The sequence below is a fragment of the Stenotrophomonas sp. YJH_SMC_106-19 genome, from assembly GCF_059368375.1.
Genome location: NZ_JCAFRQ010000004.1, coordinates 204,612 through 218,129 on the forward strand (window position 1 = coordinate 204,612; position 13,518 = coordinate 218,129).

General features: G+C 55.6%; 13 protein-coding genes and 1 pseudogene. 10 read left to right on the top strand and 4 right to left on the bottom strand.

Features of this window, described 5'->3' with window-relative positions:
* Window positions 1-6: 6 nt before the first annotated feature.
* A complete protein-coding gene (locus tag AC5P5M_RS13595) occupies window positions 7-1,098 on the bottom strand; it encodes a BsuBI/PstI family type II restriction endonuclease (protein WP_495206026.1) in 1,092 nt (363 codons plus the stop codon).
* Window position 1,099: 1 nt separating this feature from the next.
* The gene (locus tag AC5P5M_RS13600; RefSeq protein ID WP_495206027.1) at window positions 1,100-2,941 is read right to left on the bottom strand and encodes an HsdM family class I SAM-dependent methyltransferase; all 1,842 of its coding nucleotides are present in this window, start codon (window positions 2,939-2,941) and stop codon (window positions 1,100-1,102) included.
* Window positions 2,942-3,201: 260 nt separating this feature from the next.
* Here AC5P5M_RS13600 and AC5P5M_RS13605 point away from each other — a divergent pair, with 260 nt between their 5' ends.
* From AC5P5M_RS13605 to AC5P5M_RS13625, 5 genes are all read left to right on the top strand, one after another.
* Complete coding sequence (locus tag AC5P5M_RS13605; protein WP_495206028.1) at window positions 3,202-4,014, top strand: AbiJ-NTD4 domain-containing protein; 813 nt, start codon at window positions 3,202-3,204, stop codon at window positions 4,012-4,014.
* A gap of 34 nt (window positions 4,015-4,048) precedes the next feature.
* Complete coding sequence (locus AC5P5M_RS13610; RefSeq protein ID WP_495206029.1) at window positions 4,049-4,579, top strand: hypothetical protein; 531 nt, start codon at window positions 4,049-4,051, stop codon at window positions 4,577-4,579.
* A 101-nt stretch (window positions 4,580-4,680) separates the two neighbouring features.
* On the top strand, window positions 4,681-5,169 hold the full coding sequence (locus AC5P5M_RS13615) for a hypothetical protein (RefSeq protein WP_495206030.1): 489 nt from the start codon (window positions 4,681-4,683) through the stop codon (window positions 5,167-5,169).
* A 650-nt stretch (window positions 5,170-5,819) separates the two neighbouring features.
* The gene (locus AC5P5M_RS13620; protein ID WP_495206031.1) at window positions 5,820-6,773 is read left to right on the top strand and encodes a hypothetical protein; all 954 of its coding nucleotides are present in this window, start codon (window positions 5,820-5,822) and stop codon (window positions 6,771-6,773) included.
* Between the two features lie 91 nt (window positions 6,774-6,864).
* Window positions 6,865-8,349 carry a hypothetical protein gene (locus AC5P5M_RS13625; protein ID WP_495206032.1) on the top strand — a complete coding sequence of 495 codons (1,485 nt, stop codon included), beginning with the start codon at window positions 6,865-6,867 and terminating at the stop codon, window positions 8,347-8,349.
* A gap of 128 nt (window positions 8,350-8,477) precedes the next feature.
* Here the strand turns inward: AC5P5M_RS13625 and AC5P5M_RS13630 are convergent, their stop codons facing one another.
* Complete coding sequence (locus AC5P5M_RS13630; protein WP_495206033.1) at window positions 8,478-8,966, bottom strand: hypothetical protein; 489 nt, start codon at window positions 8,964-8,966, stop codon at window positions 8,478-8,480.
* Window positions 8,967-9,067: 101 nt separating this feature from the next.
* Here AC5P5M_RS13630 and AC5P5M_RS13635 point away from each other — a divergent pair, with 101 nt between their 5' ends.
* From AC5P5M_RS13635 to AC5P5M_RS13655, 5 genes and pseudogenes are all read left to right on the top strand, one after another.
* On the top strand, window positions 9,068-9,571 hold the full coding sequence (locus AC5P5M_RS13635) for a hypothetical protein (RefSeq protein ID WP_495206034.1): 504 nt from the start codon (window positions 9,068-9,070) through the stop codon (window positions 9,569-9,571).
* A 330-nt stretch (window positions 9,572-9,901) separates the two neighbouring features.
* Complete coding sequence (locus AC5P5M_RS13640) at window positions 9,902-11,293, top strand: site-specific integrase (protein WP_447934171.1); 1,392 nt, start codon at window positions 9,902-9,904, stop codon at window positions 11,291-11,293.
* Between the two features lie 81 nt (window positions 11,294-11,374).
* Window positions 11,375-11,743, top strand: a complete 369-nt coding sequence (locus AC5P5M_RS13645) for an H-NS histone family protein (protein WP_111103485.1) — start codon at window positions 11,375-11,377, stop codon at window positions 11,741-11,743.
* An 84-nt stretch (window positions 11,744-11,827) separates the two neighbouring features.
* Window positions 11,828-12,155 (top strand): annotated as a pseudogene (locus AC5P5M_RS13650) (integrase); the annotation flags it as partial.
* 258 nt (window positions 12,156-12,413) lie between these two features.
* On the top strand, window positions 12,414-13,040 hold the full coding sequence (locus tag AC5P5M_RS13655) for an NYN domain-containing protein (RefSeq protein WP_181451889.1): 627 nt from the start codon (window positions 12,414-12,416) through the stop codon (window positions 13,038-13,040).
* A gap of 275 nt (window positions 13,041-13,315) precedes the next feature.
* Here the strand turns inward: AC5P5M_RS13655 and AC5P5M_RS13660 are convergent, their stop codons facing one another.
* Window positions 13,316-13,474 (bottom strand): hypothetical protein, encoded by a 159-nt coding sequence (locus AC5P5M_RS13660; RefSeq protein ID WP_181451890.1) that lies wholly within the window; start codon window positions 13,472-13,474, stop codon window positions 13,316-13,318.
* Window positions 13,475-13,518 lie beyond the last annotated feature (44 nt).

Sequence of the window (13,518 nt, forward strand, 5' to 3'; positions counted from 1 at the left end):
TCGAGATCATCCTTCCCTGTCAGCCAGCTTCCACGGTTCACCATCGCGGAACTCGATCAGGTTGTTTGGCTCAGACGCGCACCAGGCATATGACCCCCAGGCAAGCTGCGATACGCCTTTCCTGAACACAGAAGTTCCTCGATCATGGTAGGCGGTGAGGAACGCCAGACCCTTCTCGCTAAACCCAGCTTCCAACGCCAGCGACTTTAGCGCGACTTTGCGCTCGTGGGTGATAGGACCATCCGTTGCAACAACCTCAACGAAGACAACCAGCAGGTCCACCGAGTCGGAAGAACTAGGGGCCATGTCCACCAAGATGATGTCGGGAAGCATCTTCGAGGGGTCAATCTTTAGCCCAAGCGCCTTCATTAACGCATCGTCCCGAGCAACGACCTTGTTGCCCGACTCACTGATCCATAACACTGCCGGCTGCTTCAGGAACTTAGGGGCAAATACCTCGATCACGGCTTTGGAGATGATGCTGGAAGGCCCAGGCTTAAGCGACCTGACTTCCTTCTGCCCAGGGAAGGTGACGGACACAGCATCTGCAGCCGCCGCAACGCCATGCCTCACCAAATGAACGCGTGCGAGGGCGGCCTTCGAAAGATGTTTAGCCTGCCAAGACTTGATCCTCTCAGCCAGCTCGTCTTCCTTCAGTTCAACGGAAAAGAGCTCCGCAAAGTCAGCGGCAAGCGCATACCGCGGCTTAGGCGACGTGGGAGCCAGCCCTGCCCGCTCGACCACAGCCCCCATGGGAACGAAGGCTGCGCGAATGGTTTCGTCGCGGACTTGCTCACGAGAATTGTTGGCGTACCAAGGCTGTGGGTCTCGCTCCTTCTGGCTCGACAGCGATTTCTTAGTCCATTCGACGCGACTCTCGTCATCCAGTAAGTCTGCCTGCGTCACCGACATGTCCGTAACTTGGCTGGGACGTAACCACGCATCCGCACCCTCCACAGCCGCGACATAGAACATGGTGTAGACAACCCTTGCCGCGACTTCACGGGTCGCGTAGCTACGATGTTCTATGCCCTCTGGAAAGATGAGCGGCAATCGGTCTCGGATGAGATCCAAAGAGGGAACCTGGGGCAAGCTCACTTCATTCGACTCCATAGCATTTGGAAATTTCCCTATCAATCGTGGCCTTGCTTGCACCGTTGCCCACCAAGAATTCGATACGCCGCATGTTCGTCAGACTAGGCATCGGCACCGCATTGAGCTCATAGGCAGACACGGCAACGCTACCGCTGATGCAGCGGAAAGCCCGGTCGACCACCGCGCTGTTGAGCAATGCAGCGATGGCAGCAGTTGAGATCGGTTCCACGGACTCTTCCAGGCACTGAACTACGTTCAGATGATTTTCCACCACCACGCCTTGGGATCTGTCCAGGAACTCCTGAGGCAGAACTGCCGCCAGCAGACGGCGCTCCTGCTCCTTGGATGTGGTTCGCTGAAGCAACACGCAAGGCCTATTGGTTACAAGATGCCGCTGCTCTCGGCCAACCTCAATGAAAGGCACATGGTTTCGTCGCTCTGCGCTAAAGCTGAAGCCTTGACTGGTTACAGACTCTGCCCAGATCAGCGGCAAAATACCCTTGCCTGCACGAGCACGAAGTTGATCCTTGTGGCGATTCCACACAAGAGGACCCGTAGCTACGGAATAGCCGAGATCCCTCAAGCGATTCGGCATCGCAGCCAAGGCAGCCAAGAGCGACGCATCCTGGGCATTCCTCGGCAAAATCCAAGGAGCTCCTGACGGGCTCACATCCACCTTGCCAAGGCGCTCCACCTTGGCAGCATTAAGACCTTGGGGAATGAGCACCGAGACGGACGCAGTTCCAAGGGTCTTAGTCCGGCTATACGTGGTCAACAGCGTCTCCTGCAAGACATCGTCGAAGACGCCCTCTCTGTCCGCTACGAAGTCAAAGGCAACCGGCCGCGCCTCCTGAGTCATGAGACTACGAAGGGCTTTGAAGTATTGCCCCCCCAGGAAAGACGTTGGAGTCAAATAAGCGATAACTCCCCCCGGCTTCACCAGCCTCAATGCCAGATCAGTAAACAATCCATAGAGGTTGGCATGCCCATAGAGGGAGCGTGCGTAATGCTCACGCATCTCCTCCGAGAGCTTCAGTCGCCCATACGGAGGATTACCAATGACGAGATCAAACCCCCCAAGGTCGCGGGGCCGCAACGCATCCCCCACGAGCACAACATCCGCAAGCCTGCGCTTTGCAGACACGCACAGCGGCATGACAGCTGCCTCAAGAAGAACACGGGTCATCCAAGCAGCAAATGGGTCTAGTTCCACACCCTGGAGGCGATTGCCCAAGCTCTTGACAAGCCAGTCCGCCGAAGCGCCCTGCGAACGGGCGATCATCCGAAGTGCCACGGGGGCGAGGAAGGCACCACCTCCGCATGCGGGGTCGATTACACGTCCATGCGCGAAGTCGAACCCAGCTTCTTCTGCCAAATCCAGCAGGCGGGCAACGAGCGGAGGAGGCGTGTAGAAGGCCCCCATCTCTGACCGCAAGGCTGGAGGCAGTGTCACCGTATAGATGGACCCAATCAGGTAACCAGCGTCTTCCGGTGGGAACTCCACAATCAATCGCCCGATGGATTCCGCCACGCGCTCCACGTCGACTGGCAGCTTAGGCAAGGCAATCGGGCAGGCCCTTGGCTTGATGGCTGTCTTTTGGCGAGAAGCCAACTCTGCCCAGTAGGCCTCGATCACCGCAGCACAGAAGGCTCGCCCATGGGACAAGCGGGTCTTGTCGGTCTTCTTGGACTCGGCGAACCCCCGAGCCATGGCCTTGCAAGCGTAGTAGCGCTGCAGCAACGGCTGGCCGGCATCGGAGATCGAGACAATGTTCTGTAGATTCATATAGATAGCTGAAACATGGCGATGAAGATCCAGGCGTAGATGCACCTTGGTCTTGGGCATGGAGAAGGTTAGCACCCAGCAGCCAATACGACAGCTGTGAGGTGCCTTGGATTGTGTAGTGGGGAGCTCTCACAGCCTGAGATCACACACTGCGAGCGCCCCCCCCTTGCCGCAACTCTAGACGCGCTACTCCTTCAGCCCCTCCTCCACATCTCTCCAGGAGCCGTAGCTACGCCACGCAACACCAGCTAGGCGCCTTTCACAAAGCTGCTGCAAATCGTAGACTCAGACCTTGAAGCAAAAGCTCAGCAGGGATTGCTATGAAGCCTTTTTCTGAACGTTTTGGCTACACCGCGCCAGAGCCGGACATTACCATCCGTGAAGATGCACCGGATGTGCTTAGGGGATCGGTGAGCGTGGCTGCTGGTAGGGCCGGACTCAAGCCTAAAGAAATGCGCCAGATTGTCTGCGAGGCGCTTTCAGAGCCAACTGACCCAAACAACTGGAGCGATCCCAACGTCATCGATGAAACAAACCGGCTGCTAGAGAACTGCCACTGGTTTGAGGTCTATGAGGTGATCGAGCATCTTGCCCAGGCACTCCAGCGGCGACCCGGACGATTCGGAGACCGGTCTCCGCTCGACGTGTTCGCCGACTCTGTGAACAAGGTCTTCCGAAAGGCAGGTATTGGCTGGCAGCTGATTGGCGTTGAGATCACTATGCGCGGCTCTGAGGTGTTCGAGCAGGCGGTCCGAGAAGGCAGGGACAAGCTCTGGAGCGCCGGCAAGCAGACCACCGCCAAACAGCTCCATGAAGCCTTGCAAGACCTTTCCAGACGCCCAAACCCAGACATCACCGGTGCCATACAGCACGCACTGGCGGCTTTGGAGTGCATCTCCAGGGACTGTGCAATGACAGAGGACACATTGGGCGATGTGGTGAAGAGGAACCGAGACTTGTTCCCCGCCCCGCTGGGCGATGTTGTCGCCAAGATGTGGGGCTACTCCTCCAACACGGGCCGGCACCTGCTGGAAGGCAAAGAGCCCACATTTGAGGAAGCCGAGCTAATGGTCGGCCTTTCTGGCGTCCTATGCCGGTATCTAGCCCGGAAGCATGGGGCTATACAGCTGTAATCCCGTCCACCCTGTCTCAACACTCGGATAAGCAATGAACTTTGACGTCGCGGGACCTTTCGAAATCGCTCGGCATGGCAGCAAGAAGATCATCACCAAGGAGTCGGCAAAGATCCTTAAGGCAGAAATCGAGGAGTGGGAGGAAGGCCTTTCAGGGGCCTGCGGCTGTTATGTCTTCGGCAAGCGGGCGGGCGGAGGAATCACGCCTTGGTATGTGGGCCAAGCCTGCAAAACGACACTGCTCGGGGAAGCATTGAACCCAAGCAACATCACAAACTACAACCACATCCTTGGAGAGGAAGGCGCAGGTGTTCCAGTCCTCTTCCTAATCCCAGCACGGACGCCCAGCGGAAAGTTCCGGAAGCGCCCTTCCCGAAAGCTTAAGTCACTGTCCTTTCTAGAACGTTGGCTGATCTCGGCAGCGATAGAGAAGAACCCTGATCTGATCAACACCAAGGAGACGCGCTTCCTGCGGGACCTGCATGTCAAAGGTGTTTTCAACTCTCAGCAGGGCGAATCCACCAAGTCCTCATCGTCGCTCAACCGGACCCTGGGACTGCGCTGAGTCGTCGGCAACAGCGTCGCACCGCTAACACACACCGATCCTTTCAACCTAGATTACCGATCGTCCAACGAAATCGCCAACCCAAGCAGGAGAACCATCGTATGAGTGACCGAGCCTGCGATTGTTTAAAGCGCGTCATTGCAATGATTCCCATGCCCATTTCGCATGTTGCATATGGATACGCAAAGAGGTATTGCGAATGGGGACTGCCGGCTGATGCCATCGCCATTGGCATCCTTGAGTTTTTGATCGGCCCAGGCCTAGATGACTGGGATAATGACAAGATTAGGGAAGAGCATCTCGCGATTGCAAAAGCGCTCATGGAAGGTCGAGATGGTGTCGAACTCCTCAAAGAAACGGCCAAGTCAAGGTATTTTTCCGAAAAGATTGAACTATGGAAAGATATCTGCAAAAAACTTGGTATGAGTCCAAATCTGACCTCAAACGAATGCCGAGTGATCTACTCCGGCGTTCTCTTGGGAAAAATCCTAAGTGTATCGGACGCACTCCTCCGCCTCCAAAGCTTAAGGCCACTCCCGAAGGAGTCTACACCGGAGCGCGACAGAAACCTGCCTAATCCCCATCCATAATGCTGAGCTCTGTTCCGATCCTAGCCGCCACGCCTCGGGCCCTCATCTCTCCAAGTCGAGCACCGGGGTTCCACTCTACCCAGCTCAGCAGACCGTTGACCGCTGCTCTATTTAATGGACTCAATCGCGCAAGCTCAGCGACGTCCACAGGGAACTGAACGCTGTATCCACATACCGACAGAAGAATTCGTGCCATCAACTTCTTTTGGTTTTCAGCGTTTTCTATGAACCGGATGAACTCAGTGGGAGACATCATTCACCTCTAAGCAAACGAGACATTCCCGGACGTCGATCAGCGAATAGCTGAAACGGAGAGAAGGGTGTATCGCGCAATACTCGATGAACGATCGCGCACGCATACGCTGCTCGAAAGGTAGCGACATGACTTCCTTAAGGCGAACACGGTATCGATCAGCGTCGAATAGCTGATTCAATGCCAGCCTCGCCAATACTTCTCGGTGTGTCTGATCAATTTCAGTCCGGCAGACATACGCCATGTAGTCTTCGGGAACCATAAGCCCTCCTATTTTCCGAGAAGCTATCGCCAATACCGGCTTTGTCAAGCGATGAATGGACCGGCTTCGCATGTCCCGAGGCGCGCGGATCTAAGGCAGACAACTACCAATCGCGCAAATAAGGAGAGCAGCATCGTGAATACAGACGCGCCACTTGAAGACATGGACGAATGGCCCGAACTTCCTTCATCGGCCTACACCGATGCCGGGACCAGCGAGATCAACAATGAGTGGCTCGAAGGTGCAACACCAGCAGAGCAGGCGGCAGCGCTACTAGAGTGGTTCCAAGCAAGATTCCAAGATCCAGCGCATGAAACGCCATACATGAGCTCGGAAGGTGGCTATATCTGGGTCCACGGTGGCCCCTACGATGCCAAGGAAGAGCTTGAAGAGCGCTTCTCCGGGCTCGTTCCCGACGAAGTGATCACGTTCGTCGCTGAGCATGTAGAGGAAGTCGACGGGGTCTGGGAATGGGCCCCAACCGACGTCATCTATTACGACGAGGAGCAAGACCTCATCGTGCACGACAAGGATGTCCCGCTCCAGAGGCTCGAGGAACGCCTGGAGGCATTAATGGCTGTGCTCTCCCTTCAGGGCGCCAGCCATGCCGTGGACATGGCGCGCAGCCTCGCCTACGCCGGCGTCGTATCGGCCCTTGAAACGTTCTTGTGGGAGACGATGGCGTATTGGATTCAGAACGACCAAGAAACCGTTCGTAGCCTCATCGAGACTCATCCTGACTTTAGAGAACGAAAGATCAGGCTGGGAGACATCTTTGGCCAATTCACCAGCCTTGAAAAGCAAGTCAGGGCTCATATGCAACACATGACATGGCACCGCTGGGATGACGCGGAGAGATTCTTGGAACTTGGACTGGGAATCAAAGCCCCCAGTTTCCAGATATTCGAGGAACCGACGAAGATCCGCCATGACGTGATCCACCGATCTGGACACACTGTCGATGGAGAACCTATCCCTATCAGCAATGGTCAGGTCCACGATTTGGCTGAACAGGTTCGTAGGTTTGCGAGCGAGGTTCATGCGCTAATCGATCAGGCCAAGATACAGCCTAACGAGACCTTTGACTGAGTTGATTTCTGACGCCCACCTCACTTGTCCGCTAAAAGCGCGATCTAATCATATTTTAGCCAGCCAGCCACAACATACGGAGCTACAACGCATGATCTCAGCAACCAAATGGATTTCAGGCCAGACGCTTAAGGACGTTCTCGAAGAGCAGGTGGACCTAGGCACCCGGGACACGATCGACAAGCTCACGCATCTACATGGGCCTACCACGCTAGCTTCTCTTCAGCACATCAAGCGCGGCATCGAGGAGCTGATCAACATAGAACTGGCGGCACAACGTGAGCCGGACCTAGAAGCAGCGCTAGAGCAAAGCATCGGCCAGAATCACCACGCACTATTGAAGACACTGGATGAGAATTTTGCGCCAGGCGTTTCTAGTCGTGTCGCCGAACTACTCGCGCACACCACCACCCTCAGGGGCTTCCTAACGTCTTACCACACCGATTGCGACGGAAAATTCTCCAACCTGGAGACTTATGCTGACCTGGCCAACTTCCTCAAATCCAGACGACACCACCTCAATACCCTGGTGTACGCCATTGCCGACCTCGCACGTGGCGAGACAAAGTTGTCCCTTAATGACCTCTACTATCTAACCTTCCATACGATCGAACGATCGTTTGTTGCCGGCCTGACGAGCTTGCACCAGAAGCTCACGATGCTCGCGGTGTTCCCGGACTATCGCTGCCAGACAGATGGACATGGCCTCTTGGATACAGATCCACGGTCAGAAACACTTTTGGACGACCAATACCTCGACGCGGAACGCATGGCCATCACCGCCATCGAACCCGCATTGGCTGCAGAAAGCACGTATGATCGGCGCAAGATTACTTCCGTGCCAGAACTGCGCCACCAACTGCTAACGATTGAGACCAGCTACGCGCCCTATGATTTAGCCAGGCAGGGATTTTCAGATCTGCGTCGCTTTGCCGAAGAGGTGATGGCTTACGCCAAGGATGATTACTACTTGCGGATCCCTGACGATGCGTTCAACGCAATACTGATCCGCTATAAGCACGCCCCTTGGCAGCGAAGAGTGGTATACAGCCCGGCAGCAGGGCACCCCCTTCATGGATCTTATGCCGCATTTTCCCAGCACGGAAATGTCTTCTACTCCGACCTAATGATGCTGCTTCGATTTGGGTATCGGGTCCGTGACCACCTATTGGAGCGCAACCGCCGCTACCAGATCAAGTCAGGATTCATCTTCGAAGACTCACTTAAGAGCGAGCTGCCAGCTCTTGGGTTTGAGGTGCTGGACATCAAGCGCATTGATCGCAAGGAATTCGATGTCGTGGCAAAGCGGGCCGGAACGGTCTACAACTTCCAATGCAAAAATGCGCTTCTGGATAGAAACCTTATGGAGACCAACCTTCGCCAGTTCGTCCGTAATAATCGTCGAATCGTAAGTTACTTCAAGAAGGCTTTGGTAAAAGAGGAAGGCCGCGAGGAACTACTTCGGAGAGCCACTGGCGCTCAGACCGTCAAGCACTTCGTGGTCTCTCAGTTCCCTGTGTTCACTGATGATGAACGCATCATCCCCATGCGAAAGCTTGCCCAAGCCCTTCGCTGACCCCCGTTAAGCCTGCCTTGCCGCGAATGCTCTCTAGTTCGCGGCAAGGCTTTCCCATCGAGGCGCTTGTTGGCGAGTTGAGTCAGCTGCGGAGAAAACTTCAGCCAAGTACGCCTTGATATTCGTATCTACGGGCATCGCTTCAGCACCAACAGTGCATCAACCATCTGTTGCTCTACCGGATTGTTTGGATCAGTAAGGAGACTCCAATATTCGTCCCGCTTCTGACCCTCGCTTCCAGGAAAAAGCATGGCGGCGTCTAGAAGCTTGGAGTAAGCACTTTGAATCGCCTTTATGGCCACCACGATCTCCCGCCCGGCCGTTGACCACTGAAAAGCCCCATTGCCTGTAGCGCTCGCCCAGGGAACGTTGCTCCGCAACTGGTTTTCACAGGCGTATAGCATCATGTAGGCACTTCTGACGCTCCGCATTTCATCGAACGCCGCCTCCGCCACTTGGCCTTCAAACACCTCGGAAACAACATTTGAAGGCGTATTCTGAAGTTTCAGATGAGCCTCACCCCTTACCTTGTGTGCAGCCTGATAGAGATCATCGGCAGCACAACGATAAACGTGTTCCACCGAAACTTGGCGAAAGTCAACTTTTCTGTAGTCCATCAACTCGTTCCGTGATTTTCAGCGCGGACCCGCCCGCGCGGAAGAACCTTAACAAGATCCTCAGACCCTGCCAACAATGGATGCATACAATAATGGTCGATATGAACTTTGAGAGTGCTGACCTGGCGATCAAGCTGCTCACAGGGTTGGGCCAACTGGCCGTGGCGTGCGCGGTTGTCTACATTGCATACCGCCAATGGCGCACCGCACAGCAACAGGCGGAAACGGCGAGGAACAAGCTCAAGCACGAACTCTTTGATCGTCGACTGAAGGCATACGAAGCCCTGCGCGAGAGTGCTCAATACGCCTTCAATGCTCGTCCGAAGGAGAACGCTGAACAAAGGGTTGCCGACAGTCTCAAGGAGCTAAGGTGGCTATTTGGCAAACCCGTCCACGATTTCGTGTGGGATCATATCTACGTGCCGCTGGTGGATTTATGGGAAGCTAACAATGTCATTCATGACTCGCCGCACCCCACTACGGACATCGAACGGGAGGAGCGCCGTGCAGCAGGTGCCGATGCCTCCCGCATCCGCAAGGAGCTACATCGCGACATCGCAAAACTTGAAGAGATGATGGCCGACTTCCTGACGCTTAATCACTAGATTCTTTCGGATTGAGCAGCCCTCTCATCATTAAAACTAACAAGAAAAAGCATACATTTATCTTCCGTTCATCTTTACAGCAAGACTTTGTTAGCTTAATCCCATTAAACAGTACCAAAATGACTCTTGAGTTTTCGGATGGACCAATCGCCAACTCATTGTTTTTACTAATTATGGTAGCGCAAACCAGCCCGGTACAAATGTGACACTTCCTTGAGCTGGTCGTGGCGTTGCGCAACACTTACGGCGTTCAGATTGATCCCGATTTTGTATTGACCATTTTGGGACCTGTTCTATTGGTACTTCCATCGTTCCGATGGAAGCCAAGCAATGCCCTCCCCCGCTTTAGAACACCTCCACCAATACCTACTCCACCCCATGGGCACTCTCCAGCTCAGGGGCATCCAGGTAGGCAATCTTCGCATCGAGGAATTGAACATCACCGGCCGAGAGGCTGCCATCCACGCTCAAGAAATGCTTGACCGGGCCGACGACCGCCAACGTCGCAGCCGCCGGGCCAATGGCTGCACCCAATACCCTGTCCCGCTGCCTGTCGCATCCGCCCCTCGTCTTCTTTCAGTGGAGATAGCGGATTACGTTAGGTCCCGCGATGACCGAGGCTTGGCGAAGGACACGACAGGCTCCACCTTCCGCACGCTCACCTTGCTCAAGATGGCGTGTGGCGACATCCCCGTCTCCCGCATCGACCATGCCCATATCTATCGCCTCTGGGAATTGCTGCGGTGGGCTCCGCCGCTGCTTCTCTCTGACCCCAAGTATCGCGGCTACACGTATGACCAGGCAGTCGCGCTGGGCAAGGAACTGGCCGTTCCTCCGCTGGCGCCCAAGACGCTTGAGAAGCATCGCCGCTTCCTTTCCACCTTTTTCAAAGGCCTAGTCGAGGCCAACGCGATTCCGGCCTCCCCCATGGCGCCCTTCAAGAAGTTCAAGGAAGACTTGGCCGAAGACGCAGACAAGGCGGAGCGCCTGTTCGACGAGTCAGACCTGCAGAAAATCTTCGCACCGGAGACCTTTGTTCCGTGGGCAAAGAGCCATCCGCATCGATGGTGGATGCCCATGATCGGCCTCTACACGGGAGCACGCATCAACGAAGTCGCGCAATTGAAGGTTGCGGACATCGTTCAGGAGGCGGGCATGTGGTGGCTCCGCATTCGAGTCACGATCGATCCAGACCTAGCGCATAAGAACCGAGGCAGAAGCCGACAACGCTTGAAAGGCAGGTCCGCCATTCGGGACGTGCCCATCGCACAGCAGCTCATCGACGCTGGTTTCTTGGACTTCGTGGAGGACATTCGGGAGTGCGGCCATCCCAGGCTTTTCCCTCACCTCTCGGCGGGCGTCAACCGCAAAACGGGCGACTCAAACGCTCGCTACAGCCAAGCGGCACTCAACCAGTTCAGCACCTACATGAAGCGTCTGGGCTTCAGAAAGGGTGTTGGGTTTCATGCATTCCGCCACACCATCGCCACAGAACTTCATCACCAGGACATCCCGGAAGAGGTCATCGCACTGATCACCGGGCATTCACCCAACAAGCGTGTCGCCGTCTTGCACGAGGCCTACTTCCACAAAAAACCGGCGTTGGCTCAAAAAAAGAAGGTTCGCACCATCAAGCGTTACCAGCCTAGCGTTGAACTGCCTAAGTATGAGCGAGGTCAGTTCGCAGCACAGCTTTCCGACCCCAGCAAGTTCTACCCATAATGGCCACCCGGCCACCGCGCGTGTGGCAATCAAGCTCGTTCCACACTAGGCTAACGGCTGTCCATTTTGAGGAAATCTCTAATGCCTATCGATTTGACGGGATTGTCGGTCAAAGAGTTGCGCTCTTTGATCAGCACCGCAGAGAAGCAGCAGACCAAGATCCTGACACGCCCGAAGGCTGCTGCCATGCGTGCCAAGATCAACAAATACGTCAAGGATCATGGCTACACAATCAAGGAACTCTACGGAGTTCCTGATGCGGCGGCGCCCAGCAAGTCCAAGAAGACAAACGTCCGGAGAAGCCCTTCGGCCCGCAAACTGGGCAAGGTGGCTCCGAAGTATCGCAACCCGGCCAATCCGAACGAGACTTGGACTGGGCGCGGCAGACAGCCCAAGTGGATGGCGGCGCTGGTCCAAGCCGGGAAGTCACCCACCGATTTTCTGATCTAGCTAACAATAGGGATCGTGAACCATGCCAGCGCTCTTCGGGCGCTGACGGTGCGCTGGGCTAACACTTGCCTAATGGCCGCGGGTCAATGGTTCGTGGTGGACTTTGGCCGCTACTTTAAGAGCAGCATTCGCCAAAGAAATGGGGCTCCATGCCTTCCGCCACACCCTGGCGACCGAGCTCGATGTGAACGATGTCCCGGAGAGGGAGATAGCGCTGGTCACCGGCCACAGCACCGATCCCCGGGATCGGGTCCAGGTGTTGCGCAAGCACTACCTCCACAAGAAACCACAGGTCACCCGGAGCAAGCAGATCAGCGCCCTGGAGCTCTATCGGCCCAACGTGGAGTTGCCGCGATACCAGAGGGGGCAGTTTGCGGAACAATTGGGTGATCCGAGCAAGTTGCATCCTTGAGGCCAGCCACGGCTTGGGGGATTGATTGGAACGCCATCCCCATCCTCATTGCTAGCGAAAGATTGATACGCCAGACGTGGCCGAGCGCCAGAAAAAGTACAAGGGCGGCACATGGCCGCCCTTGGGGATCATTTCGGTCCAGGCCTGAAATTGCTCATTGGAGCGACCGTGGACGGGTTAAGTTGGCGGCACTATAGACACGAAAAGTGCTAAAGTCAACCCCACATACCTGAACAGGGAAGTAACGTGAGAATTGCGGTGTTCATCGATTACTGGAACTTCGTCCTGACCTTCGAAAAGAAGATGGCTGAGGAGAAGAAGCTTGCCGCCCGCTACAAGAGTGATATCGACTGGCAAGTTGTGGGCCCGTTGCTCGCCAATCACGCCTGCCCTGTTCTGAGCGTCGACCCCAAGCTGCTGTCCTATCAAGGCGTTTATGTTTACACGTCCTACGACCCGGCGAACCCTTCCGGTGAGAAGTTTGCCAAGTGGGCTAATACGTGGCTTAACCGGCAACCCGGCGTGAACGTGGCCATCCGCGAGCGCAAGCGCAAGTCCGTGCAAAAGTGCACTACCTGCCACGAAGACATCACTCATTGCCCTCACGATGGGTGCGGCCAGGAACTTCGGGGCACCACCGAGAAAGGGATCGACACCCTCTTGGTCACTGACGTGATACGACTTGCAGTGACCGACTCCTATGACTCTGCGGTAATTGTCACCTCTGACGCGGATATGGTGCCCGCCGTCCAGTTTGTCCAGCAGAGAGGAAAGAAGGTGATCCAAGCAGGATTTCCCCCTGGCGGTCAGGCCCTCGCTACGGCCTGCTGGGGCTCATATGACATCAAGCCGCTTGCCGGTCAGCTTGAGCGACAGAGAGCTTGAAGAAGCCGGAATTGACGATGGGAGGCGGGCATGGATCGAAGGCATTAGACAGGCCTTGCCATCCCTCTCAGCCCAGATGCACGCCCCAGCCGCGCTTTTTCAAGCTTCTTCGAAGAATGCGTCTAGGCATCTAAGAACTAAACGGCAGCCCCAAGCGAAACGGATGACCACTAAGGATGCTCTGCACCGTCAGGTGTTCAGAGCATCCCTAACGAGATCTCCCTAATCAGCGCTCCGGCCAACTTCTGTCGACCGGAGCCAATTTTCCTCGCCTATCAAATGTCAGCGTCTTCGAGCTTACGGAAAACTTGCTCAAACAGACGAACGGCCAGCTCGGAATCTTGATCCAAATTCCCCCGTGGCCCGTATGAATCCGAATGCAGCAGCGCTGCTGTGAGTTTAACCGCAACTTCCAACGCTTCTTCTCGCTTCATTGCACAGCTTCTGGCGCCTCCATGGCGCTCCCTGAGCATAGCTC

Bases quoted from the DNA above. Each gene is read 5' to 3' on its own strand.
- AC5P5M_RS13600 (WP_495206027.1), bottom strand. From the start codon at position 2,941: ATGCCCAAGACCAAGGTGCATCTACGCCTGGATCTTCATCGCCATGTT.
- AC5P5M_RS13605 (WP_495206028.1), top strand. From the start codon at position 3,202: ATGAAGCCTTTTTCTGAACGTTTTGGCTACACCGCGCCAGAGCCGGAC.
- AC5P5M_RS13610 (WP_495206029.1), top strand. From the start codon at position 4,049: ATGAACTTTGACGTCGCGGGACCTTTCGAAATCGCTCGGCATGGCAGC.
- AC5P5M_RS13615 (WP_495206030.1), top strand. From the start codon at position 4,681: ATGAGTGACCGAGCCTGCGATTGTTTAAAGCGCGTCATTGCAATGATT.
- AC5P5M_RS13625 (WP_495206032.1), top strand. From the start codon at position 6,865: ATGATCTCAGCAACCAAATGGATTTCAGGCCAGACGCTTAAGGACGTT.
- AC5P5M_RS13630 (WP_495206033.1), bottom strand. From the start codon at position 8,966: ATGGACTACAGAAAAGTTGACTTTCGCCAAGTTTCGGTGGAACACGTT.
- AC5P5M_RS13635 (WP_495206034.1), top strand. From the start codon at position 9,068: ATGAACTTTGAGAGTGCTGACCTGGCGATCAAGCTGCTCACAGGGTTG.
- AC5P5M_RS13640 (WP_447934171.1), top strand. From the start codon at position 9,902: ATGCCCTCCCCCGCTTTAGAACACCTCCACCAATACCTACTCCACCCC.
- AC5P5M_RS13645 (WP_111103485.1), top strand. From the start codon at position 11,375: ATGCCTATCGATTTGACGGGATTGTCGGTCAAAGAGTTGCGCTCTTTG.
- AC5P5M_RS13660 (WP_181451890.1), bottom strand. From the start codon at position 13,474: ATGAAGCGAGAAGAAGCGTTGGAAGTTGCGGTTAAACTCACAGCAGCG.